This is a genomic window from Labrys wisconsinensis (assembly GCF_030814995.1).
Classification (GTDB): Bacteria; Pseudomonadota; Alphaproteobacteria; order Rhizobiales; family Labraceae; genus Labrys; species Labrys wisconsinensis.
The window spans coordinates 12,035-33,831 of sequence record NZ_JAUSVX010000008.1 but is presented as its reverse complement, the minus strand read 5'-3'; the positions used below and the strand labels follow the sequence as shown (position 1 = coordinate 33,831).

The 21,797-nt window shown below is 70.4% G+C and carries 24 protein-coding genes; 8 read left to right on the top strand and 16 right to left on the bottom strand.

Going from position 1 to position 21,797, the window contains the following annotated elements:
* Positions 1–15: 15 nt before the first annotated feature.
* The 5 genes from QO011_RS20515 to QO011_RS20495 all read right to left on the bottom strand — a co-directional run bounded on the left by QO011_RS20515 (position 16) and on the right by QO011_RS20495 (position 5,289).
* On the bottom strand, positions 16–966 hold the full coding sequence (locus QO011_RS20515; protein WP_307275715.1) for a MurR/RpiR family transcriptional regulator: 951 nt from the start codon (positions 964–966) through the stop codon (positions 16–18).
* A 72-nt stretch (positions 967–1,038) separates the two neighbouring features.
* A complete protein-coding gene (locus tag QO011_RS20510; RefSeq protein ID WP_307275714.1) occupies positions 1,039–2,139 on the bottom strand; it encodes an ABC transporter ATP-binding protein in 1,101 nt (366 codons plus the stop codon).
* 24 nt (positions 2,140–2,163) lie between these two features.
* The gene (locus tag QO011_RS20505) at positions 2,164–2,997 is read right to left on the bottom strand and encodes a carbohydrate ABC transporter permease (RefSeq protein WP_307275713.1); all 834 of its coding nucleotides are present in this window, start codon (positions 2,995–2,997) and stop codon (positions 2,164–2,166) included.
* Positions 2,994–3,926, bottom strand: coding sequence for a carbohydrate ABC transporter permease (locus QO011_RS20500; RefSeq protein WP_307275711.1), 933 nt, complete (start codon positions 3,924–3,926; stop codon positions 2,994–2,996). The genes QO011_RS20505 and QO011_RS20500 overlap by 4 nt, the downstream gene beginning before the upstream one ends.
* A gap of 79 nt (positions 3,927–4,005) precedes the next feature.
* A complete protein-coding gene (locus QO011_RS20495; protein WP_307275708.1) occupies positions 4,006–5,289 on the bottom strand; it encodes an ABC transporter substrate-binding protein in 1,284 nt (427 codons plus the stop codon).
* Here QO011_RS20495 and QO011_RS20490 point away from each other — a divergent pair.
* The gene (locus QO011_RS20490; RefSeq protein ID WP_307275706.1) at positions 5,255–5,524 is read left to right on the top strand and encodes a hypothetical protein; all 270 of its coding nucleotides are present in this window, start codon (positions 5,255–5,257) and stop codon (positions 5,522–5,524) included. The two genes, QO011_RS20495 and QO011_RS20490, sit on opposite strands and share 35 nt — an antisense overlap.
* Positions 5,525–5,705: 181 nt before the next feature.
* On the top strand, positions 5,706–6,737 hold the full coding sequence (locus QO011_RS20485; protein WP_307275704.1) for a hypothetical protein: 1,032 nt from the start codon (positions 5,706–5,708) through the stop codon (positions 6,735–6,737).
* Positions 6,738–6,906: 169 nt separating this feature from the next.
* Here QO011_RS20485 and QO011_RS20480 read toward each other — a convergent pair whose 3' ends face one another.
* The 4 genes from QO011_RS20480 to QO011_RS20465 form a co-directional block, all read right to left on the bottom strand.
* Complete coding sequence (locus QO011_RS20480; RefSeq protein ID WP_307275702.1) at positions 6,907–8,262, bottom strand: AcvB/VirJ family lysyl-phosphatidylglycerol hydrolase; 1,356 nt, start codon at positions 8,260–8,262, stop codon at positions 6,907–6,909.
* A gap of 127 nt (positions 8,263–8,389) precedes the next feature.
* On the bottom strand, positions 8,390–8,926 hold the full coding sequence (locus QO011_RS20475; protein WP_307275700.1) for a DUF924 family protein: 537 nt from the start codon (positions 8,924–8,926) through the stop codon (positions 8,390–8,392).
* Between the two features lie 11 nt (positions 8,927–8,937).
* Positions 8,938–9,579, bottom strand: a complete 642-nt coding sequence (locus QO011_RS20470; protein ID WP_307275699.1) for a bifunctional 4-hydroxy-2-oxoglutarate aldolase/2-dehydro-3-deoxy-phosphogluconate aldolase — start codon at positions 9,577–9,579, stop codon at positions 8,938–8,940.
* 83 nt (positions 9,580–9,662) lie between these two features.
* Positions 9,663–10,580: a DMT family transporter gene (locus QO011_RS20465; RefSeq protein WP_307275696.1), complete on the bottom strand. Its 918-nt coding sequence runs from the start codon at positions 10,578–10,580 to the stop codon at positions 9,663–9,665.
* A 140-nt stretch (positions 10,581–10,720) separates the two neighbouring features.
* On the opposite strand from QO011_RS20465, the gene QO011_RS20460 reads away from it, so the two are divergent.
* Positions 10,721–11,602: a LysR substrate-binding domain-containing protein gene (locus QO011_RS20460; RefSeq protein WP_307275694.1), complete on the top strand. Its 882-nt coding sequence runs from the start codon at positions 10,721–10,723 to the stop codon at positions 11,600–11,602.
* A 117-nt stretch (positions 11,603–11,719) separates the two neighbouring features.
* A complete protein-coding gene (locus QO011_RS20455) occupies positions 11,720–12,550 on the top strand; it encodes an SHOCT domain-containing protein (RefSeq protein ID WP_307275692.1) in 831 nt (276 codons plus the stop codon).
* 56 nt (positions 12,551–12,606) lie between these two features.
* Here QO011_RS20455 and QO011_RS20450 read toward each other — a convergent pair whose 3' ends face one another.
* The 4 genes from QO011_RS20450 to QO011_RS20435 all read right to left on the bottom strand — a co-directional run bounded on the left by QO011_RS20450 (position 12,607) and on the right by QO011_RS20435 (position 16,102).
* Positions 12,607–12,846 carry a hypothetical protein gene (locus QO011_RS20450; protein WP_307275690.1) on the bottom strand — a complete coding sequence of 80 codons (240 nt, stop codon included), beginning with the start codon at positions 12,844–12,846 and terminating at the stop codon, positions 12,607–12,609.
* A gap of 99 nt (positions 12,847–12,945) precedes the next feature.
* On the bottom strand, positions 12,946–13,722 hold the full coding sequence (locus tag QO011_RS20445; RefSeq protein WP_307275687.1) for an SDR family NAD(P)-dependent oxidoreductase: 777 nt from the start codon (positions 13,720–13,722) through the stop codon (positions 12,946–12,948).
* Between the two features lie 60 nt (positions 13,723–13,782).
* The gene (locus tag QO011_RS20440; RefSeq protein WP_307275685.1) at positions 13,783–15,009 is read right to left on the bottom strand and encodes a ubiquinone biosynthesis hydroxylase; all 1,227 of its coding nucleotides are present in this window, start codon (positions 15,007–15,009) and stop codon (positions 13,783–13,785) included.
* A 70-nt stretch (positions 15,010–15,079) separates the two neighbouring features.
* Positions 15,080–16,102 (bottom strand): cupin domain-containing protein, encoded by a 1,023-nt coding sequence (locus QO011_RS20435; RefSeq protein WP_307275683.1) that lies wholly within the window; start codon positions 16,100–16,102, stop codon positions 15,080–15,082.
* Positions 16,103–16,290: 188 nt separating this feature from the next.
* On the opposite strand from QO011_RS20435, the gene tesB reads away from it, so the two are divergent.
* Both tesB and QO011_RS20425 read left to right on the top strand, forming a co-directional pair.
* The gene (tesB, locus tag QO011_RS20430) at positions 16,291–17,190 is read left to right on the top strand and encodes an acyl-CoA thioesterase II (RefSeq protein WP_307275680.1); all 900 of its coding nucleotides are present in this window, start codon (positions 16,291–16,293) and stop codon (positions 17,188–17,190) included.
* Positions 17,187–17,744, top strand: a complete 558-nt coding sequence (locus tag QO011_RS20425; RefSeq protein WP_307275678.1) for an NADPH-dependent FMN reductase — start codon at positions 17,187–17,189, stop codon at positions 17,742–17,744. The genes tesB and QO011_RS20425 overlap by 4 nt, the downstream gene beginning before the upstream one ends.
* A gap of 8 nt (positions 17,745–17,752) precedes the next feature.
* Here QO011_RS20425 and QO011_RS20420 read toward each other — a convergent pair whose 3' ends face one another.
* Both QO011_RS20420 and QO011_RS20415 read right to left on the bottom strand, forming a co-directional pair.
* The gene (locus QO011_RS20420) at positions 17,753–18,097 is read right to left on the bottom strand and encodes a DUF167 family protein (RefSeq protein ID WP_307275675.1); all 345 of its coding nucleotides are present in this window, start codon (positions 18,095–18,097) and stop codon (positions 17,753–17,755) included.
* 3 nt (positions 18,098–18,100) lie between these two features.
* Positions 18,101–18,391, bottom strand: a complete 291-nt coding sequence (locus QO011_RS20415; RefSeq protein ID WP_307275674.1) for a YggT family protein — start codon at positions 18,389–18,391, stop codon at positions 18,101–18,103.
* Positions 18,392–18,501: 110 nt separating this feature from the next.
* Between QO011_RS20415 and nthA the strand changes: the two genes are divergently transcribed.
* Entirely contained in the window at positions 18,502–19,134 is a 633-nt protein-coding gene (nthA, locus tag QO011_RS20410) for a nitrile hydratase subunit alpha (RefSeq protein WP_307275672.1), read from the top strand.
* Positions 19,135–19,162: 28 nt separating this feature from the next.
* Here nthA and QO011_RS20405 read toward each other — a convergent pair whose 3' ends face one another.
* Complete coding sequence (locus QO011_RS20405; RefSeq protein ID WP_307275669.1) at positions 19,163–19,891, bottom strand: cell wall hydrolase; 729 nt, start codon at positions 19,889–19,891, stop codon at positions 19,163–19,165.
* Between the two features lie 193 nt (positions 19,892–20,084).
* Between QO011_RS20405 and gabT the strand changes: the two genes are divergently transcribed.
* A complete protein-coding gene (gene gabT / locus QO011_RS20400) occupies positions 20,085–21,398 on the top strand; it encodes a 4-aminobutyrate--2-oxoglutarate transaminase (RefSeq protein ID WP_307275667.1) in 1,314 nt (437 codons plus the stop codon).
* Positions 21,399–21,797: the final 399 nt, after the last annotated feature.

The window sequence follows — 21,797 nt, the reverse complement described above, 5'->3', positions numbered from 1 at the left end:
TTCCCTGGGTATGGTTCAGGTGGGCTCGGCCGGCGGGGCGCGCTCGGGCAGGCGCTTCTTGGCGATCTCCTGCTCGAGCAGCGCGGTGTCGTGCACGATCTCGTGGGCGTCCGAATGGTTCAGCGCCAGCGCCACGCAGATCGTCTCGACGATGGCGAGCTGCGAGATGCGCGTGGCGATCACCTCGCGGGCGATCGGCGAGCGGCGCACCGCCGAGATCAGCACGATGTCGGCGACCTTGGTCACCGGCGCCTTCTCGTCGCTGGTGATGACGATGCGCTTGAGGCCCCGCGTGCCGGCGGTCTCGAAGGCCTCGATCACGTCGCGGGTGCGGCCCGAGCAGGTGATGCCGAAGAACAGCGCGCCCGGCCGGGCATTGGCGGTCACCGCCGCCAGCACGTGCGGATCGGAATGGGCGCTGGCCGTCAGCCCGAGGCAGAGCAGGCGCTGATAAGCGTCGAAGGCGACCGGCGCCGAGCTGCCGAAGCCGACGAGGTGGATATGGTTGGCGGCCAGCAGCGCCTCGGTCGCCTGCTCGAGAGCCGACAGCGACACCAGGCTCATGGTCTTGAGCAGCTGCTCGGAATTGACCTCGACCACCCGGCGCATGATCGAGGCCATCGGGTGCTCCGTCGCGCCCTCGCCGCCGCCGGGCAGGCCGGCGAGCTGGGCGCCGAGCGCCAGGCCGCGGCTCTCGGCCAGGGCGAAGCGCAGGTCCTTGTAGCCGTTGAGGCCGAGCAGCTTGCAGAAGCGGAACACCGTGGTCTCGCTCACCCCGGTCTGCTGCGCCAGGCTCGAGATCGACAGGCCTGCCGCCCGGTCCTGGTTGGCGATGATCCATTGCGACAGGCCGGCCATGGTGCGGTCGCGCGAGCGCGCTGCCGCCACCAGCTTCTGGAAGATGTCGATCGCCGCGGTCGCGCCGTCGTCCGGCGGCGCTTGAAGAATTTTTCCTTCAGATGACATGAAAAGAAACTTTCTTTTTCGCGCCGATCAATAGCGCGATCCCCGCCGGAGTCAAGCGCATTGCCGGGGCCGTCATGGCCGGTCCACCCGCACGGCAGACAGGCGCCGCCCGTCCTCGCCGAAGAGATGGCAGGCAGCGGCAGGAAGCGAGACCGTCACCGCATCGCCCATGCGCACACGGCGCGCCTCGCTGTCGCGCACGACGATGTCCTCGCCCTTCTCCCGCAGATGCACGAAAGTGTCGCTGCCGAGCATCTCCACCATGAAGGCGCGCCCCTCGAGGACCGGCGCATCGCCGGCAGCGCCGAGGCGCAGATGCTCCGGCCGCACCCCGAGCGTCACCGCCGCCCCGGCCTCGACCGGCACGGCCAGGGCCACCTCGAGGCTCGGCCCGAGGGCGAGGCACACCCGGGCCCGGCCCTCCCGGGCCTCCTCCACCCGGCCGGCGAGAAAGTTCATGGCGGGCGAGCCGATGAAGCCGGCGACGAAACGGTTGGCCGGCTGCTCGTAGAGGTCCAGCGGCGTGCCGACCTGCTCGATCCGGCCGCCGTTCATGACCACGATGCGGTCGGCCAGCGTCATGGCCTCCACCTGGTCGTGGGTGACGTAGACCATGGTCGAGGCGAGCTCGGCCTTGAGCCGGGCGATCTCCACCCGCATGCCGACGCGCAGCGCCGCGTCGAGGTTGGACAGCGGCTCGTCGAGCAGGAACAGCTTGGGCTTGCGGGTGATCGCCCGGCCGATGGCGACGCGCTGGCGCTGGCCGCCGGAGAGCTCGCGCGGCTTGCGGTGGAGATAGCTGTCGAGGCGCAGCTTCTGCGCCGCGCGCGCGACGCGCTCGCCGATCTCGCGGCGCGGCGTGCGGGCGATCTCCAGGCCGAAGCCCATGTTGCGGTCGACGTTCATATGGGGATAGAGCGCGTAGGACTGGAACACCATGGCGATGCCCCGCTCCGGCGGCTCGGCGTCGCTGACGTCGACGCCGTCGATCAGGATGCGGCCGGAGCTGATCGGCTCGAGCCCGGCGATGATGCGCAGGAGGGTCGACTTGCCGCAGCCGGACGGGCCGACCAGCACGCAGAACTCGCCGTCGGCGATCTCCAGCGACAGGCGCGGGATCACCGCAAGGCTGCCATAGGTCTTGGTGATGTCCTCGATGGCGAGGGTGGCCATGGTCGCTCCTCTCGGGTCCCGCGCTCAGCCCTTCACCGCGCCGGCGAGCAGGCCGCGCACGAAGGCGCGCTGCACCGCGACGTAGAGCAGGATCAGGGGCAACGCGATCAGGGTCAGCACCGCGAACAGCGCGCCGGGGTTGGCCATGTACAGGCCGGAATATTGCATCGGCACGATGGTCAGCGTCTTCATCTCCGCCTTGGTCAGCACGATCAGGGCGAGGAAGAACTCGTTCCAGGTGACGATGAACTGCCAGATCGCGACGAAGACCAGGGCCGGGCGCACCAGCGGCAGCGCCACGTGCCAGTAGGTCTGCCAGGGGCTGCAGCCGTCGACCCGCGCCGCCTCGAACAGCTCCGCCGGCGAATCCTCCATGAAAGCCTTCAGCACCACCATGGCGAAGGGCACGCCGAGGGCGGCATAGGGGAAGATCAGTCCCCAATAGGTGTTCACCCAGCCGAAGCGCTGCAGCAGGATGGCGAGCGGCAGCACCAGCGAGGCGAGCGGCACCATCAGCGTTGTGAGCAGCGTGGTGTAGAGCACCAGGGAGCCCTTCAGCCGCAGCACCGCGCAGGCGAAGGCGACCAGCGAGGCCGCGGCGACGACGATGGCGACCGTCGCCACCGTGACGATCAGGCTGTTGAGGAAGATGCCGGCGAGCGGGTTGTCGCGGATCACCGTGACGAAGTTGTCGAAGGTCACCGGCCAGGCGAACAGCACGGGATCGAAGGCCTGGGCCGGCGTCCGGAGGCCGATCGACAGCATATAGGCCTGCGGCACCATCCACAGGGCGAGCACCGCGAACAGCACGGCATGGATGGTGAAGGACCTCAGCCTGGCCCGGGCGAGCGCACTCATGCTCCCTCCTTGCGCGCCGGCGCGAGCCTGGCCCCGAGGAAGACGATCTGGACCAGCGACAGCACCAGCGCCACCGCCAGCACGATCACCGAGAGCGTGGCGCCGCCGCCGGTGTCGCCGATGACGAAGCTCTGCTTGAAGATGAAGGTGCCGAACACTTCGCTCGCCCGGTTCGGCCCGCCGCCGGTCATGAGATGGACGATCGGGAAGGTCTGCAGCGTGCCGATCACCCCGAGCAGCAGCAGCGACTTGGTGGCCGGCGCCAGCATCGGCACGATGACGTGCACGGCCAGCCGCCAGCCGCGGGCGCCGTCGATCCGCGCCGCGTCCAGCACCTCGCTCGGCAGGTTGGCGATGCCGGCGATGTACATCAGCATGGAGAAGCCGGTCCATTGCCAGACATTGACCAGGATCAGCGCGTAGATCGCCGTGGCGGGGTCGCCGATCGGCGAGGACGCCATGACGATGCCGAGGTGCTTCAGATATTCCTGGGCGATGCCGTAATAGGGCGCGTAGATCTGCACCCAGACCAGGCTGATCACCGAGACCGAGGTCACGACCGGCAGGAAGAACATGGTGCGGAAGAAGCCGCGCAGGCGATGGGTGTGGCGCTCGATGAAATAGGCGAGCAGCCCGCCGATCAGCATCTGCAGGGGAATCGTGATCGCCCCCCACAGCACCATGTTGCGCACCACGGTCCAGAACACCGGGTCGGTGAGCGCGGCGCCGTAATTGGCGAGGCCGACGAAGATGCGCTGGCCGGACGCGGTCTTGGAATAGAGGCTCTGCCCGGCGACCCACAGGATGGGATAGGCGATGAACACCACGAAGAGCAGCGCCGCCGGCAGGGCGAAGGCGTAGAGCCCCGGCCCGCGATAGCGGGAGCGCGCGCGGGGCCGGCTCGCCGGTGCGGCCGCTGGCAGGGACATGGTCTGAACGCTCATCGGATTTCACCGCATGCTCGGCCGGGACGCCGCGCGCCCCGGCCGCGTGCCTCGTTGCCGGGGCCTATTTGCCTAGCGCCTTGTCGGTCGCCGCCTGGACCGCGGCGAGGGCCGCCTCCGGCTCCAGGCTGCCGGCGGCGACGCCGGCCAGCGCATTGTCGAGCGCCTCGGCCACGGCCGGCGAGGCGAAGCGCTGGTTCTCGGCCTTGGGCAGGTCGGCCATGAAGCGCGCCGACATCTGCCTGACATGGTCGGAGATGTCGCCCTTGGGCTCGTGGCCGGCGAAGGCCGGCAGGTCGTTGAGGTCGTTGAGCGCCTCCTGCAGGCCCTCGCCGTTGGTGAGCGAGGCGAGGAAGGTCCAGGCGGCCTCGTTCTTGGCGCCGTTCTTGGTCAGGCCGTAGCCGATGTCGATGCCGCCGACCGGCGGGCTCGCCTGGTTTCCAGCCACGACCGGCGGCAGGTAGAAGAAGTCGAAGCCGTCCATGGCCTGCACGAATTCGGACAGCGGCGGCGGGAACTTGCTCTCCTGCATCCACCAGGAGCCGAGCGCCATCATGCCGACGCGGCCCTGCGCGAAGAGCTGGGCACCGGTGGGATAGGCGTGGGCGCCGAGCGCGCCCTGCTGGAACACGCCGTCGTCGAACAGGCCCTTCCAGGCCTTCATCGCCGCGATCAGCTCGGGCGCCGTCCACTTGGTCTCGCCGGCCTGCGCCTTGTCGACGATGCCGGGCGCGAACTGGTTGGCGAGCATCAGGAAGACGTTCTCGTTCTGCCAGCCATCGGCGGCGCCCTGGAACATCGGGATATAGCCGGCGCCGCTCAGCGCCTTGGCGGCGGCCTTCAGGTCGTCATAGGTCTTGGGAACCGAAATCCCGATCTTCTCGAAGATCTTTCTGTTGTACCAGATGCACAGGACCTGCGATTCCTGCGGGACTATATAATAATTCTTGTCGCCGGCCGGATTGCCCATCAGCATCTGCTTGCGATTGACGGGGAAGACCTTCTCGGCCCAGTCCGCTCCCCATTCCTTGGCGGCGAGGTCGTTCACCGCGGTGAGGTCCTCGCGATATTGCTGGGTCAGCGAGCCCGGCTGCAGGCCGATCACGTCGGGCAGGCTGCCCGATGCGGCGGCCGCCTTGAGCGCGGTGATGTATTCCGGCGAATAATTGTAATAGGTGTAGTTCACCTTGACGTCGGGATGGGCCTTCTCGAAGGCCGCGATCGACTTCTGCATCGTGCTCTGCACGAACCAGGACCAGACGGTGACTTCCTTCTGCTCCGCCCGCGCGGGCGCCGAGAGCAGGCCGGCGCCGATGAGCGCCGTCGCCAGGCCGATGATCGTCCTCATGGTGTTTCCTCGCTTGTCGTTGTTGTCGTTGTCGTCGCTGCCGGCGAGGCGGGCGATGGCCCTGTCGCACCGGCGGGGCTGCATCGGCCGCCCCCGCCCCTTTGATCGCCCTCCTGTCGCCGGCGGTTTCGATTGTGCCGGCCGCTCCGGCATGCCGAAGCGGCCTGACGAATCCGGCATAAAAGATTTTTATTTCATCTGCAATAAAAAGAAACTTCCTTTCTTCCCCGAATGACCAGCCCGCACGCATGTCGGCTGATGCGAGGGTCGCACGCCTGCGGCCGCAAAAATGCGTGAGAAAGGAAATTTCTTGTGGACATGAAATAAAAAAATTGTATCCAAGGCCGGCATAGCCATCACCGTCGTCGCAGCCGCCAGGCTCGCCACGGCCCCTTCCCCCGCGCACAGAGGATCGCATGACCCGCCTCGACGAGAAGCTCGCCCGGATCCGGGCCGGCCGCTACACCCGCTCCGACTTCATCATCGCCGACGCCAAGGACAGCGACATGGGCCCGAGCCTGACCTGGGCCGGACCGCTGCGCGCCCGCGACGGCACGGTGGAACGGCTGCGCAACCGCGCGGAATGGCTGGACCAGATGCAGGCGATCGTCGAGCAGGACGTCGTCGACATCATGCTCACCTCGGCCTCCAACCTGGAGGCGCTGCACCAGCGCGGCGTGTTCCGGACCAGCAAGGTCAAGCCCGCCATCCGCGCCAACGACACCACCGACATCTGGGTGATGCGCGGCGCCACCTACGCCAAGCGGCCCTCGCGCCCCTTCCGCTCCGCCTCGCTCTCCCACGTCGCCACCGGGACGGACGCACCAGCCCCAGGCCAGCCCATCGTCGGCACCGACCTCGGCCTCTATTCCATCACCTTCAACAACGACCTCGACGCCGACTATGCCTCGCTCGAGGCCTTCTCCGCCTTCCGCGCCGACGCCTCCGCCAACCGGTTCAAGTACTTCCTCGAAGTCTTCAACCCCAATGTCGACACCGGCATCGACCCCGCTCTCCTGCCCCATTACGTCAACGATTGCATCCTGCGCTGCATCGCCGGCGTCACCCAGGCCCAGCGCCCCGAATTCCTCAAGATCGCCTATAACGGCCCCAAGGCCCTGGAGGAGCTCGCCGGCTTTGATCCCAGCGTCATCGTCGGCGTGCTCGGCGGCGGCGCCGGCACCACCCGCGACTGCTTCGAGCTCCTGGCCCAGGCCGAGAGATACGGCGCCCGCGTCGCCCTGTTCGGCCGCAAGATCAATCTCGCCGAAAGCCCCCTCGACATGGTCGCCACCATGCGCGAGGTCACCTCCGGCAATCTCGCGCCGTCGGAAGCCGTCCGCGCCTATCACGGCGCCCTGCAGAGGCAGGACATCAAGCCCTATCGCGATCTCGCCGACGACGACGTCGTCACCGAGGCCGCGCTGAAGATCGCGCCGACGGCGTAGGGGGAACGAGGGCCGGCGCGGCGGCCGCGAAACGGACGCCGCCGTCTCACCGTCGACATCGTGCCGGAACCTCACCGTCATGGCCGGGCTCGACCCGGCCATCCACGCGAATACAGGTGGTGACGACAAAAGCGCTGGCGGACCGCATGGAAAGCACGGCCAGCGCCGATCAATTCCCCGCCTGCAGGACGGAAGGGGCCGCCTTCGGCGCGGCAGGGGTGGCTGCCACAGGGGCCCGCGCGGGCCTGGCCGGAGCGGCCAGCAGCGGCGCGGCGACGATCTCGGCCAGGGCCTCGACGTCGCCGTTGAAGCTGTGGCCGCCGGGTTGCTTGTGCACGTCGATGTCGGGCCGCGCCGCCGCCAGCGCCGGGCAGGCCATGGCCGCGAGGGCATCGTCCTCGCCGTAGACGCATTGGATCAGCGCCGCGTCGATGTGCGCCGCGTCCGGCAGCAGCGGCTTGGCGTTGGGATAATCGGCGTCGTTGAGCTCGATCTGCAGGTCGCCCGCCGGCGACAGCGCCAGCAGCGACACCAGCGCCACGCTGCGGCGCGTGCGCGCCGAGAGGTGCTTGTAGGCGAGCGGCAGGAAATCGGCGCCGAAGGAATAGCCGACCAGCGCCACCGCCTCGATCGGCCATTCCCGGCGGAAATGCTTGAGGATGCGCTGGAGATCGTGGGCGACCTTGGCCGGGTCGCGCTCGGTCCAGAAGTAGCGGCGGGAATCGAGGGCCACCACCGCGATCCTGCGGGCCACCAGGGCATTGGCCAGCCCCTGGTCGATCCAGCCCATGCCGCCGTCGCCCGTCAGCAGCACCACCAGGCGCGAGGCCGGCTGCGCCGGCGCGGCGACGGTCAGCGGCAGGTCGGCGAGATCGTCCCGCTCGCGCGGCAGGGCCTGCTCGCGCAACTCCTCCGCCGCCTCGGCGGCCTCGGCCTCGTCGTCGGCCTCCATCAGGCTCGAGGCGGCATGGTGCGGCGCCTCGTAGACATAGCCGTCCGGGCGCTGGTGGGCGATGCCGCCGCAGATCGGCATCGCGCTCTGGACAAAGGTGCTGGAGCGCAGCGCCACCACGCCGGCGATGCGATGGGTCGCCACCTCGGGCGCCAGCGCCCGCGCCGCCGAGCCGCCGAGGCCGACCCCGGCGATGATCGGCGTCAGGAAAGGATCGACGCCGCGCTCGCGCTCGACCCGGAGCACGATGGTCTCGATATGGCCGAGCAGGTCGGAGCAGCCCTCGTTGCGCCGCTGCGCCAGCTGGCTGCGCCAGGCCGGCCAGTTGAGGCCGATCACCAGGCTGCCCTGCCCGACGAAATCCCCGGCGAGCCGGATCTCGTCGCGGCCGAAGCCGTTGGCGTCCGACAGCAGCACGATGACGGATTTGGGCCTGTCCTTCGGGGCGAAGACCGGCGCCAGGCCGAAGATCGGATCGAGCACCGCAGGGCGCGCCGGTGCCGCAGCAAAGCCATCCACGGGCGCGCCTGCCAGCGCCGCAGCCACCAACAGCAACCCGACCAGCGCCCGCATGGCACGTCCCGATACTCAACGCCGACCAGCCAGACGAGGCTACGCCCTCCCGAGGCCGCTGTCGAGCGATCCGGTTGCAATGCGGCGGGCACCGGACTTGCCGTTGTCCCGCTCCCGGCGGACGGCTTCAGCCGGCAAAGCCGCCGTTGGCGAGGAAGGCCAGCTCCTCGCCCGTGCTGTCCCGGCCGAGGGCGGCGTTGCGGTGTGGAAAGCGGCCGAAGCGGCGGATGATGTCGCGATGGCCCAGCGCGTAGCCGTCATCGAGGCCGAGGCCATGATGCAGCGCCACCGAGCGCTCCTGGTCCGCCGGATCTTCCGAGTGCATGAGAGGCAGGCAGAAGAACGGCCGGAGATCCGGCTCGACAGCCCGATGGAAGCCCGCCGCGATCGCCCGGCCGGCGAAGCGGCGCGCCAGCGGATCGGTCGCGTACATGTGAGCAGTGCCGCGGAAGGCGTTGCGCGGAAACTGGTCGAGCAGGATGATGAGGGCGAGCGCGCTCTCGGCCCGGTCCGCCCAGGCGTCGAGCTCGCGCCGCGCCGCCGCGAGGTGCCGATCCAGGAAGCGCCGGCGGAATTGCGCGTCGAAGGCCTCGTCCCGGGCGAACCAGCGCTCCGGCCCGGCGGCGCGCCAGAAGGCCAGCACCGCCTCCGGCTCGGCTGCCACGGCCGGTCCGCTCAGGCCGGGCGGAGCGCCGCCGTGCCCCGCGCCAGCTCGGTGATCCCGTCCCAGGCGCCCTCCGCCACCGCCTTGGCCGGCGTCAGCCAGGAGCCGCCGACACAGGCGACGTTGGGCAGGGCGAGATAGCCCGGCGCCTTGGCGAGATCGATGCCGCCGGTCGGGCAGAAGACGAGCTCGCCGAGCGGGCCGTGCAGCGACTTCAGCATGGCGATGCCGCCCGCCGCTTCCGCCGGGAAGAACTTGAGGCGCCGGAGCCCGCGCTCCATCGCCGCCATCGCCTCGCTGGCCGTGGCGATGCCGGGCAGCATCGGCACCGGCAGGCCGACCGCCGCGTCGAGCAGCGCCACGGTCGAGCCTGGCGAGACCAGGAACTGCGCTCCCGCCGCGACCGAGGCCTCGGCCTGCCGCTCGTCCAGCACCGTGCCGGCGCCGGGCACGGCGCCTTCCACCTCGCCGGCGATGCGGCGGATCGCCTCCAGGCCGGCCGGGGTGCGCAGCGTCACCTCGATCACCGCGACGCCGCCGGCGACCAGGGCGCGCGCCAGCGGCACGGCGTCCTCGACGCGCTCGATCGTCACCACCGGGATGACGGGGCCGCGCCGCATCAGCGCGTCGAGACGGGCAGTCTTGTCGGTCATCGGCTCACTCCGGGGCTCGCTCCGGCGGGTGTCGCGGATTGTGGCGCCGCGGTCAACCGGCAAGCGCAGGCCGGGGACCGCGCTCAACGTCGCGACAGGGCGACCGCGCCGAGGATCATCGCGCCGCCGACGGCCTGCGTCAGGCTCAGGGCCTCGCCGAACAGGAAGAAAGCGATGACCGCGGCGATCACCGGATGCACGAGCAGCATCAGAGCGACGACGCCCGAGGGCAGCCGGCCGATGCCGACCGCGCTCAACCCCTGCCCCAGGACGTGGCAGACCAGGCCGATCGTCGCCACCGCCAGCCAGCCGGAGACCGAGTGCGGCACCAGCGGCCCGCCCTCGATCACCGCCATGACGAACAGGACGACCGCGGCCACCACCGTCGAGCCGAGCGTGACGTTGGCGGCCGAGCGTGTCGCCCGCGCCGCCTTCAGCGCCACGAGATAGGCGGCATAGGAGAGCGCCGCCCCGACCGCCAGGATGTCGCCCTGGCGCAGGGCGAAGCCGCCGTCGCCGCCGGCATGGGCGGCCGTCATCACGGCCACGCCGAACAGCGCCACGACGAGGCCGACGACGATCGAGGGGCTCGGTTTCTCCCCGAACAGGGCCATCGCGGCGATCACCGAGATGACGGGCGCCAGGTTGGAGATGAAGCTGGCATTGGCGACCGAGGTCAGCGGCAGGGCGGCGTGGAAGAAGGCGAGGTCGGCGGCGAAGGCGATGCCGGCGGCGAACATCGCCAGCAGGCCCTCCCCGGTCAGCGGCCCGCGCCGCGCCGGGCTGCCCGTCGCGATCCGCTCCGCCCGCGTCCAGGCCAGCAGCACCGGCAAAGCCAGGAGCAGGCGCCAGAAAGCGCTGGCCGCCGGGCCGATATCGGTGAACCGGACCATGATCGGCGACCAGGCCACCGCGAACACCGCCGCCGCCATTGCCGCCAGGCCGACGCCGTCGAGGCCGGGACGGGCCCGGGCGGCGGAAAGGGATGCGATGTCGGTCATGGCCGGGACACTCGGACGCAGCCGCACGCCGTCGCCGCTCGAGGCGAGCGGGCGAGGCGCAGCGGCCGAAACAGGCAGCTGCACTATGCCTGCCTCTTTCCATATCCGGAAACGAATGTATTCTATGGATCCATACTAGAATGAAATGGATCGATCCGATGCGCCATTTCGATACCGACAGCCTGGAAACGCTCGTGACCATCGTCGACCGCGGCGGCTTCACGGCAGCGGGCGAGGCCCTCGGCAAGACGCAGGCCGCCGTCAGCGTCATCGTGTCCAAGCTGGAGGCCCGGCTCGGCAAGCGCCTGCTCGAGCGCTCGCGCCGCGGCGTCAAGCCGACCGTGGCCGGCGAGGCGCTGATCGGCTACGCCCGGCGCATTCTGGCCATGGAGGACGAGGCGCTCGCCGCCATCATGGGCGACGAGGCCGAGGGCCGGGTGCGCCTCGCCGTGCCGGACGATTTCCTCGACCTGATGGTGGCGCCGCTGATGGGCGCCTTCGCCAAGCGCTTCCCGCGGGTGCAGCTGGAAATGCGCTGCGACCTCTCCTTCCGCATCGAGCCGATGCTGGAGCGCGGCGAGGTCGACCTCGCCATCATCACGCGCGACCCGGCCCGCCCGGTCGGCGAGGTGCTGCGCCACGAGCCGCGGGTGTGGTGCGCGGCGCGCGACCACCGCCCCGAGCTGATCACCCCGCTGCCGCTCGCCATGTTCCCCGAGGGCTGCCGCTGCCGCCCGACCGCGCTGGCCGCGCTCGACGCCATCGGCCGGCCCTGGCGCATCGCCTATACGTCGAGCCACCTGCCCGGCGTCTACTCGGCGGTCAATGCCGGGCTCGCCGTCACCGTGCTCGGCATCTCCTCCGTGCCGCCGGCCTGGCGCCGGCTCGGTGCCGCCGAGGGCTTCCCCGACCTGCCCGACCTCGACATCGCCCTGGTCGCCCCGCGCGGCGCCTCGACCGCCACCAAGCACCTCGCCAGCTTCATCCGCGAGAGGGTGGTCGAGGGGCAGATCGCCGCGTGAGGGCCGGGCCGGTCTCCCGAGAGGCCGCCGGTTGAAACCGGCCGGCGACGAGCCCATGGTGCGGCGACAGGCTCGAAGCCTCGCAGCGGGCCGGATGTGGGGCGAAGGAGCAGGCCAGTGTCGGAATTCACTCCGGAAGCGCGGCGCATGGCCGCCGACGTCGCGGCGCGCCACGGCCTCGGCGAGGATGCGGTGCAGGCGCTGCTGCGCGCCCTCGTCGCCGGCGGCGGCGGCATGGCGCAGTTCAGCCACCCCGACCTCGGCGGCATGGGGCAATGGTCGCAGGGCGGCATGATCATGATCGGCGACATGTTCAACCACGGCCTGAAGGCCCGGGTGGACGCCGCCTGCTCGGACCTCGCCGGCATGATGCGGCAGATGCCGGTCTTCGCAGCCGGGAGGGGAGCCTCCCCGTTCGGCGAATGGTGGCCCCAGGGTCTCGGCCGGCCGTCGACGGCCGGCGGGCAGAACGACCTGCGCTATGCCTTCTTCCCCGACACGCACCGCCTCGCCATCGACGAGGCCGGGCGGATCAGCGTCTACGACACCGGCGACCACCGCATCTCCGGCGTCTCCCAGCAGCAGGGCGCCGGCCAGCGGCTGGCCTTCACCAGCCAGCATGGCGACGTCCGGCTCGCGGACCTGCCGCGCCTGGGGGACGAGGCGGCCGCGTCGGCCGAGCCGCGCGAGATCGCTGCGCCGGCGACAGCGGAACCCGCTGCGCCGGCGACAGCGCAGCCCGCTGCGCCGGCGATAGCGGAGCCTGCCGCCCGGCAGCACGCCGAAACGGCGCCGGCCACGCCGGAGCTCGCCACAAGACCCTCGGCGCCGGCCAGCCATGACGCGCTGTTCGCGGCGATCGAGCGGCTGGCCGACCTGCACGCCAAGGGCATCCTCACGCAGGAGGAATTCACGGCCAAGAAGACGGAGCTGCTCGGCCGCCTCTGAAGCCTCGAGCGCGTTGCCGGTGCAACGGGACTCGTCGCGGCCGCCTCGCGCGAGGTTCAGTCGATCGCGTGCGCCCGGTGGGCCGCCGTCGTGGCGAAGGCGCGGGCGCTGGCCGAATACCATTCCGAGGGATGCCTGGCGCCCGAGACCGCCACGACCTCGGCGGTGTCCGACAACACGCGCTTGCCCTGGCTGTTCCGGACCACGCTGAACTTGTAGCGGTGGCCTTCCTCGTGGTGAGCGATTTCGATTTCGGTACGCGACTTCGAAAGCACGTCGAACGCGTGCGATGACATGGGCGGCCTCCCGGTGTTCTTGTCGTTGGGCGCGCCGATCCTAACCCGATTCAACCGGCCGGACAGACATTTCTGCCGGCTAACGGATCCGGATCGTCCTCACCAGCTCGGCCGCCCCTGCCCCCCGTCCACGGGCACCGCGGCCCCGTTGATCCAGCCCGCCCGCGGCGACATCAGGAACGCTGCCGCGTCGGCGATCTCCTCGGCGCTCGCCAGCCGGCCGAGCGGCAGCTCGCGCTCGAGGAAGGCCGCGAAACGGGCCGGATCGTCCTGCCGGTTCCGGGCCCAGCCGCCGCCCTCGACCAGCGTCGAGCCCGGCGCCAGCGCGTTCACGCGGATGTGCTGCGGCGCCAGCTCCAGCGCCAACGATTTCGCCGCATGGATCAGCGCCGCCTTGGCCGCGCCGTAGTGCCAGCGGCGTGCCACCGGCTTCTCCCCGGAAATCGAGGCGACGAACAGCGCCGCGCCGCCGCCGAGCGCCGCCATGACCGGGGCGGCCGCCTGCAGGGCCTCGACCGCGTGGAAGAGGTTGAGCCCGAACGCCGCCTCCCAGTCCTGGCGCGGCGTCTGCGCCAGCGGCCCGCCCCCGCCGGGGCCGCCGGCATTGCAGATCAGCCCGTCGAGCCGGCCGAAGGTCTCGGCGACGGCCGCGACGAAGGCGGCGGCCTCTCCGGGCGCGGCGAGGTCGCAGGCATAGGCGAGGCAGCGCCCGCCATTGAGCTCCACCGCCGCATGAGCCGCCGCGAGGTCCGCGGGCGAGCGCGCCGCGATCGCCACCGCGGCTCCCTCGACGCCGAGGCGCTCGGCGATGGCCCGGCCGATGCCGCGCGAGCCGCCGGTGACCGCGATCACCTTTCCGTTGAGTTCCAGGTCCATGCTTCACCCTTTTGGGGCAAGCCTATGCGGTTCCTGGCCTTTTACGCAATGCGGGGCCGTTCAGCGCAGCAGGCGCGGCGTCTCGCCGGTCAGGCCCGCCGCCTCGCGGATGAAGAAGCGCTTGGCCGCCGGCAGCCGGTCCACCAGCCCGAGGCCGACGTCGCGCAGGAAGCGCAGCGGCGCATTCTCGTTGGAGAACAGCCGGTTGAGGCCGTCGGTCGCCACGCCCATGGTCACGGTGTCGAAGCGGCGCCAGCGCTGGTAGCGCTCCAGAACGGCCGGCGCGCCGACGTCGAGGCCGAGGCGCGCCTGGTCGATGACGCATTCGGCCAGGGCCGCCACGTCGCGCACGCCGAGATTGAGCCCCTGCCCGGCGATGGGATGGATGACGTGGGCGGCATCGCCTACCAGCGCCAGCCGGTCGGCCACGAAGGACCGGGCGATGCGCATCGCCAGCGGCAGCGCCTTGCGCGGCCCCGCCACCTTGATCTCGCCGAGCTTCAGGCCGAAGCGCTTCTCCAGCTCGGCATGGAAGGCGGCATCGTCCAGCGCCACGAGCCGCTCGGCTTCCCCGCTCGCCTCGGTCCAGACGATCGAGGAGCGCCGGCCCTTCAGCGGCAGGATGGCGAAGGGACCGGCCGGCAGGAAATGCTCCTCCGCGCGCCCGTCATGATCGCGCTCGTGCTCCACCGTGGTGACGATGCCGGACTGGCCGTAGTCCCAGCCCTGCATGGCGATGCCGGCGGCCTCGCGCAGGCGCGAGCGCGCGCCGTCGGCCGCGACCACCAGGCGGGCGGAGATTTCCTTAGCCGTCGAAAGGTTTGCCAGGCAAGCTTCATCTTCGTGACGAAGTTGAACCACGCTGGTGCCGCCGCCGACCAGGGCGACGCCCAGTGCTTCGGCCCGCGCGGTCAGGGCATTGATCAGGCTGCGGTTCTCGATCATGTGGGCGAAGGGCTCGCCCGGCGCCACCTCGCCGTCGAAGGTCAGCAAGGAGGGGCGGATCGGATCGTCCAGCCGCGAATCCGTCACCACCATGTCGAGGATCGGCTGCGCCTCGGCCGCCACCGCGTCCCAGGCCCCCACCCGCTCGAAGAACCGCCGCGCCGCCGCGGCGATGGCGGACGCGCGCCCGTCATGCGAGGGCCCGGCGCCGAGCGTCGGGTCGACCACCGTCACGGCGAAGGCGCCGCCCAGCGCGTCCTTCAAGGCCACCGCGAGGCCGAGCCCGGCAAAGCCGCCGCCGGCGATGAGGATGTCGGTTCTGTCGCTGGGTGTCTGGCTCATGGCCCGGTCATACCGCTTGGCGCCGCGCTTGTCTGCCCCGCCGCGCCCCTCCCAGACAGGCCATCCGCGCCTAGGTGCTCTGCGGATTGACCCGCTCGACGATCAGGGGATCGGCGACGATGCGCGGAAGGTTCGGCAGCTCGCCCGACGGCACGCCGAGCGTCGCGGCCATCACCGCGGGCGCGAGCGCGGCGGGAATGGTGCGGATTCCGATATCCTCGGGCATGGGCTGGTCGAAGAAGATCAGGAAATGCATGTCCTCCTCGCCGAGGACCTCGATGTGATGCGGATAGGCGCGCGGGATGAAATAGACGTCGCCGGGCGCCAGGTCCCAGGTGTGGGTCATGCCGTCGGGCGTCAGCATCGTCATCCGCGCGCGGCCGGCATGGACATAGCCCATCTCGGCCGTCTCGGGGTGCCAGTGGGGTTCGCGCATGCCGTCCCGCGTGAGGCGCAGCGAGTACATGGCGATGTCCGTCAGCGCAGGCCAGAACTGCGCGCGGCCCAGGCGCGCGGCGCCGTAGCTGGGATGCAGCATCGCCGGCTGTGCCTCGATATCGAACTTGTGCGCGGCCTCGCGGCCGGCGTCGGGCGGCACGGCCGGCGGCCCTTCGCGCCTGACGAGATAGGCGCCCTGCGTCGTCTTTCCGATCGGCGCGAAAGCCGCGGCCGGCAGGCCGTAGGCATTGCCGAGCGAGGCGTTGCTCATCGCGCCGAAGGTTCCCTGGAGCGAAAAGTCCTCCGGCCGCTCATGCCGGAAGGCGATGACGAACTCTGCCTGCACCGCGCCGATCGTCTCGATGCAATGCAGGGCGCCGGAGGGAATATGGAACATCTGCCCGGCGCCGATCGTGAAGACGGAATGAAAGTCTCCCGTACCGAGGATCGTCACCAGCGCCTCGCCGGCCAGGCAATAGCCGAGCTCCACGCAGTTGGCGTGCCAGTGCGGCGCGCGGATCGCGCCCGGCGCCAGCGTCAGCCGCTTGATCGAAAGGCCCTTCATGACCGGCAGATCGTCGGCATTCACCTGGGTGACGCGGCCGAGATCGGATTGGTGAACGACACGGCCGTTGGAAAGAGACGTCTGCTGCATGGAAAAACTCCGGCCAGGGATTCGGTCTTGCGCCGGATCGGCGACGTCGCACAAGGCGGGCCCCGCGACGGTCGCCAAGGGCTGCCCGGGATCGTAGGCCGAAATCCGGACCGAGGCACCACCGCGGCGCGCTCCGGCTTGACTTCCGCGCGCCGTGCGTCTGCACTCGCGGCCCGAACGGAGCCGCCATGTCCGACCCTGTCGCCAACCTTCTCGCGATTCTCGACCTCGAGCCGCTCGAGCGCAATCTCTACCGCGGCCTCAGCCCGCAGGTGGGCTGGCAGCGGGTGTTCGGCGGCCTGGTCATCAGCCAGGCCCTGGTCGCGGCCACGCGCACGGTCGACGACGAGCGGCGCGTGCATTCCCTGCACGGCTATTTCCTGCGGCCGGGCGATCCTTCGGTGCCGATCATCTACCAGGTCGACCGCATCCGCGACGGCCGGAGCTTCGCCACCCGCCGCGCCATCGGCGTGCAGCACGGCGAGCCGATCTTCGCCCTCTCCTGCTCCTACCAGCGCCAGGAGACGGGCTGGTCGCACCAGCCGGCCATGCCGGACGTGCCGCGCCCGGACCAGCTGCCGAGCGACGTCGAGCTGCGCCAGCGCTTCATCGCGCTGATGCCCAAGAACATCCGCGACTATTGGGAGCGCGAGCGGCCGATCGAGCTGCGCCCCGTCGACCTCACCCGCTATGTCGCGCGCATCCCGCAGGAGCCGCGGCAATATATCTGGATCCGGGCTGCCGGTGCGCTACCCGACGACCCGACGGTGCACGAGGCGGTGCTCGCCTATGCCTCGGACATGACGCTGCTCGACACCACGCTCGTCGCCCACGGCAAGAGCGTGTTCGACCCCGACGTGCAGGCCGCCTCGATCGACCATGCCTTGTGGTTCCATGCCCCGTTCAAGGCGGACGAATGGCTGCTCTACGCCCAGGAGAGCCCGTTCACCGGCGGGGCGCGCGGCTTTGCCCGCGGCCAGATCTGGCAGAACGGCCGGCTGATCGCCTCCGTCGCCCAGGAAGGGCTCGTGCGCCCGCGGCTGGAGAAGGCCGAGACGGAGAAGGCCGAGACGGAGAAGCCGGCATGACCAGGCTGGTCGGCATTTCCGGGAGCCTGCGCCGCGGCTCCTTCAACACGGCGCTGCTCCATGCCGCCACCGGCCTGGTGCCGGAAGGCACGGTGCTGGAGGCCCACACCATCCACGGCATCCCGCTCTACGACGCCGATGTCGAGCGCGAGCAGGGCACGCCCGAGGCGGTGCTGCGGCTCAAGCACGCCATCCTCGCCGCCGACGGCCTGCTCATGGTGACGCCCGAATACAACAATTCGATGCCGGGCGTGTTCAAGAACGCGGTCGACTGGCTCTCCAGCCCGACGCCGGGCGTGCCCGACGTGTTCCGCGACCGCCCCGTCGCCATGATCGGCGCCTCCCCCGGCGGCTTCGGCACCATCCTCAGCCAGAACGCCTGGCTGACGGTGCTGCGCACGCTCGCGACCCGCCCCTGGCTCGACGGCCGCCTCCTGGTCTCGCACGCCCGCGCCGCGTTCGACGAGGCCGGCGCGCTGAAGGACACCAAGGTCGAGGAGCAGCTGCGCAAATTCCTGGAAGGGTTCTCGGCCTTTGCTGCGGCGAACCGATGAGGCACCGCCTATCCCGGCCGGGATAGGGGTTCCCCGCTGAAAACGATCTGCCGCAGCGCCTCGGCCAGGACAGCGCCCTCGCCTTCGATCGCCAGCGACTTGACCCGGCTGGTCGCGCCCGATGCGACCGCCACCCGCGATTTCGGCAGCTTCAGCGCCTTGGCCACCAGCGCGACCAGGGCCGCATTCGCCTCGCCCCCGGTCGGCGCCGCCCGCACCCGCGCGGCCAGCACGCGGCGCCCGTCGGCCAGGGTCTCGACGCCGTCGACGGCGTCGCGTCCGCCGCGCGGCGTCAGGCGTACGTCCAAGACCACGCCCCGCGGCGTGATTCGCCAGGGGCGCTCCCCGGCCAAGGCTCAGAACACGTTGGGGTAGATGTAGTAGATGATGACGCGCTGGACGAGGATCACCAGCAGGAACAGCACGATGAAGGACAGGTCCAGCCCGCCGAAGGGCGGCAGGCGCCGCCGGATCGGCGCCAGCAGCGGCTCGGTCAGGCGGTAGAGCGTATCGTAGACCACGGACACGAACTGGTTGCGCAGGTTGACGACGTTGAAGGCGATCAGCCACGACATCACCGCCGCAGCGATCAGCACGTATTGGTAGAAGTCGAGCACAGCGAGAACGACGTCGAGGAGGGCCCGCATGGATCTGTCCGGTTGCCGATGGGTCGATGTGATCTAACGATCGCGCCGCCAAGCGGCAAGGGCGTGACGCCGCGATTGCGGGCGCCGCGAAACTCTGCAAATGATCCGGCATGAGCGCACACGACCACGCCGATCACGACCACGACCATCACGGCGCGCCGCCCTCGCCCATGGCCGAGCGGGTCAAGGCGCTGGAGGCGCTGCTGGTGGCCAAGGGCTATGTCGACCCGGCGGCGCTCGACGTGTTCATCGACACCTACGAGACCAAGGTCGGCCCGCGCAACGGCGCCCATGTCGTGGCCCATGCCTGGGCCGATGCCGCGTTCAAGGCCTGGCTGCTCGACGATGCCACCGCCGCCATCGCCTCGCTCGGCTATGGCGGGCGCCAGGGCGAGCACATGCGCGCGGTCGAGAACGGGCCGGGCGTGCACAACATGATCGTCTGCACCCTGTGCTCCTGCTATCCCTGGTCGGTGCTCGGCCTGCCGCCGGTCTGGTACAAGTCCGCGCCCTACCGCTCGCGCGCGGTGATCGACCCGCGCGGCGTGCTCAAGGAGTTCGGCGTCAGCCTGCCGGCCGACACCGAGATCCGCGTCTGGGATTCCACCGCCGAGCTGCGCTATCTCGTGATCCCGCAACGTCCCGACGGCACCAAGGGCTGGAGCGAGATGGCGCTCGCCCAGCTCGTCACCCGCGATTCCATGATCGGCACGGGCCTCGCCATCCAGCCGGGCGGCCTGTGACGCCGGCCGGGGCCGGCGCCTGCCCACCTCAATAGATCGACTGGTAGAGCGGCCCGCCGCTGCCCTGCGGCAGCTGCGTCAGGTCTCGCTGCACCGGCTCGTCGAAGTCGCGCTGGGGCGGCAGGGGCTGTTCCCGGGCCGCGACGGCCGGCGGCTCCGGCGGCGGCAGCGGCGGCGCGGCCGACATCGGCACCGGCTGGGCGGCCAGCGGCCGGCGCGGGGCCGGCACGGCGAAGGCATCCGCCGCCGCCATCTGGGTCTCGATCGGCGGCGGCTGGCTGTTCTGCGCCAGCTGGCCCGGCCGCTTCTGGTAGAAGGCGTTGCCGCCCGCGACCATGACGTAATGCATGTTGGTGTAGGGGAACGTGTAGCCGGCAGTGTGGAAATGATAGACGCCTTCGAGGCCCGGCTGGCGCCGGCCGGCCAGCACCGCGTCGGCGACCCGCAGCGCCCGGGCCTTGCCCGCGCCCTGGAAGTCGTTGGTCAGGGCGCCGGGCGCGAACTGGCGCGGCTGGCCGACCACGCCGCAGATCGTGCCGGGGTAGCTCCCGGACGCGCGCCGGTTCATCACCACCGTGCCGACGGCGAGCATGCCCTGGTCGCTGGAGCGGTTGGATTCGAAGAACATGGCGCGGGCGAGGCACAGCCGCTCGTCCGTTTCCGCCTTCCTGTAGGAGACCGTGGCGCACCCGCCCAAGGCCCCGGCGGCCGCCGCCACCACGATGATACGCGCGAACGCAACTGAAACCTTACTCATGCCGCCATTTTGGCCGGCGGGGGTTAACGGGAGGTGAGTCGCGCCGGCCCCGATGTGATCGCCAGCGCGGGAAACCAGGCGCCGGAGCGCGGCGCCGGCCGGGCCGCATTGACGCGCAGCGCGCCAGCCGCTTAGCTGCGCCGCCGCAGCCTCGGGCCCCAGCCCGGGCCGCCTGCGATGATGAGGCATGACGATGAACGCTCCCGCCAAGAAGATCCCCGGCGCAAACCGCACCCAGACCGACGAGCTCCTGGAACGCCGTGCCAACGCCTTTTCCCGCGGCATGAGCGCCGGCCAGCCGGTGTTCGCGTCGAAGGCGAAGAATTCCGAGATCTGGGACGTCGAGGGCCGCCGCTTCATCGATTTCGGCGGTGGTATCGCCGTGCTCAACACCGGTCACCGCCACCCCAAGGTGATGAAGCGCGTCTACGACCAGCTCGAGCGCTTCACCCATACCTGCCTGATGGTGACGCCCTACGAGCCGGCGGTGCTGCTGGCAGAGAAGCTCAACGAGATCGCGCCGATCTCGGGGGACAAGAAGACCATGCTGGTCACGACCGGCGCCGAGGCGGTGGAGAACGCCATCAAGATCGCCCGCGCCGCCACCGGGCGCAGCGACGTCGTCGTCTTCTCCGGCGCCTTCCACGGCCGCACCCTCCTGGCCATGGCGATGACCGGCAAGGTCGTGCCCTACAAGACCAAGTTCGGCCCCTTCCCGGGCGGCGTCTGGCGCGTGCCCTACCCGATCGAGCACAAGGGCTTCTCGATCGACGACACGTTCGAAGCCTTCAAATGGCTGTTCAAGACCGACGTCGACCCGAAGACCGTCGCGGCCATCGTCATCGAGCCGGTGCAGGGCGAGGGCGGCTTCTACGTCGCGCCGCCCGAATTGCTGAAGCGCCTCAGGGCCCTGTGCGACGAGCACGGCATCCTGCTGATCGCCGACGAGATCCAGACCGGCTTCGGGCGCACCGGCAAATGGTTCGCCATGGAGCATTCCGGCGTCGAGCCGGACCTGATCACCACCGCCAAGAGCCTCGCCGGCGGCTTCCCGCTCGCCGGCGTGGTCGGCCGGGCCGCGATCATGGACGCGCCGGAGCCGGGCGGGCTCGGCGGCACCTATGCCGGCAACCCGGTGGCCTGCGCCGCCGCGCTCGGCGTGATCGAGGCCTTCGAGAGCGAGAACCTCCTGGAGAAGTCGCTGAAGCAGGGCGAGACCATCATCCGGCGGCTGAAGGCGATCAAGCGCCGCAAGACCGGCCGGGCGATCGGCGACATCCGCGGCCTCGGCGGCATGACCGCCTTCGAGCTCGTCACCCGGCACGGCGGCAACGAGCCCGATCCGGCCGCGGCCAAGGCCCTGGCGGCCGACTGCCTCGAGCGCGGCCTGATGATCCTGACCTGCGGCGTGTTCGGCGAGACCGTGCGCCTGCTCGCGCCCCTCACCATCCAGCCCAAGGTGCTGAAGGAGGGGCTCGACATCCTCGAGGCGGCCCTGGTCGCCTGAGACGGTGCCGGCGGCGTTCTGGATCGCCCGCCGCCATCCGAACGAAGCGCCCGCCATGCCATGCGGGCGTCTGCAGACAAGTACGCCACGATTTCCGCCGTCATGGCCGGATCAAGTCCCATAGGCGCTAAGATAAGGTCTGCCGGGAGGCAAATATCGCGCTGTGCGTGACGCGCCTTTGTAAGATTTGCACGACGCCTGTGCCCTCCCTCCCCCTTGTGGGGAGGGATAAAGGGTGGGGGTCGTGGGCATAAGTCTCGACATATCCTGATGGACCCCCACCCCTAACCCCTCCCCACAAGGGGGAGGGGATTGATCGACGTCGCGCCCAACTGGCTACTGCGTTCTTATCTTAGCGCCTATGGGATCAAGTCCGGCCATGACGAACCGCCTCACCTG

What these genes read in the sequence shown, in the direction of transcription:
- QO011_RS20515 (WP_307275715.1), bottom strand. Translation starts at nt 966, where the DNA reads ATGTCATCTGAAGGAAAAATTCTTCAAGCGCCGCCGGACGACGGCGCG.
- QO011_RS20510 (WP_307275714.1), bottom strand. Translation starts at nt 2,139, where the DNA reads ATGGCCACCCTCGCCATCGAGGACATCACCAAGACCTATGGCAGCCTT.
- QO011_RS20505 (WP_307275713.1), bottom strand. Translation starts at nt 2,997, where the DNA reads ATGAGTGCGCTCGCCCGGGCCAGGCTGAGGTCCTTCACCATCCATGCC.
- QO011_RS20500 (WP_307275711.1), bottom strand. Translation starts at nt 3,926, where the DNA reads ATGTCCCTGCCAGCGGCCGCACCGGCGAGCCGGCCCCGCGCGCGCTCC.
- QO011_RS20490 (WP_307275706.1), top strand. Translation starts at nt 5,255, where the DNA reads ATGAGCGCCGTCGCCAGGCCGATGATCGTCCTCATGGTGTTTCCTCGC.
- QO011_RS20495 (WP_307275708.1), bottom strand. Translation starts at nt 5,289, where the DNA reads ATGAGGACGATCATCGGCCTGGCGACGGCGCTCATCGGCGCCGGCCTG.
- QO011_RS20485 (WP_307275704.1), top strand. Translation starts at nt 5,706, where the DNA reads ATGACCCGCCTCGACGAGAAGCTCGCCCGGATCCGGGCCGGCCGCTAC.
- QO011_RS20480 (WP_307275702.1), bottom strand. Translation starts at nt 8,262, where the DNA reads ATGCGGGCGCTGGTCGGGTTGCTGTTGGTGGCTGCGGCGCTGGCAGGC.
- QO011_RS20470 (WP_307275699.1), bottom strand. Translation starts at nt 9,579, where the DNA reads ATGACCGACAAGACTGCCCGTCTCGACGCGCTGATGCGGCGCGGCCCC.
- QO011_RS20465 (WP_307275696.1), bottom strand. Translation starts at nt 10,580, where the DNA reads ATGACCGACATCGCATCCCTTTCCGCCGCCCGGGCCCGTCCCGGCCTC.
- QO011_RS20460 (WP_307275694.1), top strand. Translation starts at nt 10,721, where the DNA reads ATGAAATGGATCGATCCGATGCGCCATTTCGATACCGACAGCCTGGAA.
- QO011_RS20450 (WP_307275690.1), bottom strand. Translation starts at nt 12,846, where the DNA reads ATGTCATCGCACGCGTTCGACGTGCTTTCGAAGTCGCGTACCGAAATC.
- QO011_RS20445 (WP_307275687.1), bottom strand. Translation starts at nt 13,722, where the DNA reads ATGGACCTGGAACTCAACGGAAAGGTGATCGCGGTCACCGGCGGCTCG.
- QO011_RS20440 (WP_307275685.1), bottom strand. Translation starts at nt 15,009, where the DNA reads ATGAGCCAGACACCCAGCGACAGAACCGACATCCTCATCGCCGGCGGC.
- QO011_RS20435 (WP_307275683.1), bottom strand. Translation starts at nt 16,102, where the DNA reads ATGCAGCAGACGTCTCTTTCCAACGGCCGTGTCGTTCACCAATCCGAT.
- tesB (WP_307275680.1), top strand. Translation starts at nt 16,291, where the DNA reads ATGTCCGACCCTGTCGCCAACCTTCTCGCGATTCTCGACCTCGAGCCG.
- QO011_RS20425 (WP_307275678.1), top strand. Translation starts at nt 17,187, where the DNA reads ATGACCAGGCTGGTCGGCATTTCCGGGAGCCTGCGCCGCGGCTCCTTC.
- QO011_RS20415 (WP_307275674.1), bottom strand. Translation starts at nt 18,391, where the DNA reads ATGCGGGCCCTCCTCGACGTCGTTCTCGCTGTGCTCGACTTCTACCAA.
- nthA (WP_307275672.1), top strand. Translation starts at nt 18,502, where the DNA reads ATGAGCGCACACGACCACGCCGATCACGACCACGACCATCACGGCGCG.
- QO011_RS20405 (WP_307275669.1), bottom strand. Translation starts at nt 19,891, where the DNA reads ATGAGTAAGGTTTCAGTTGCGTTCGCGCGTATCATCGTGGTGGCGGCG.
- gabT (WP_307275667.1), top strand. Translation starts at nt 20,085, where the DNA reads ATGAACGCTCCCGCCAAGAAGATCCCCGGCGCAAACCGCACCCAGACC.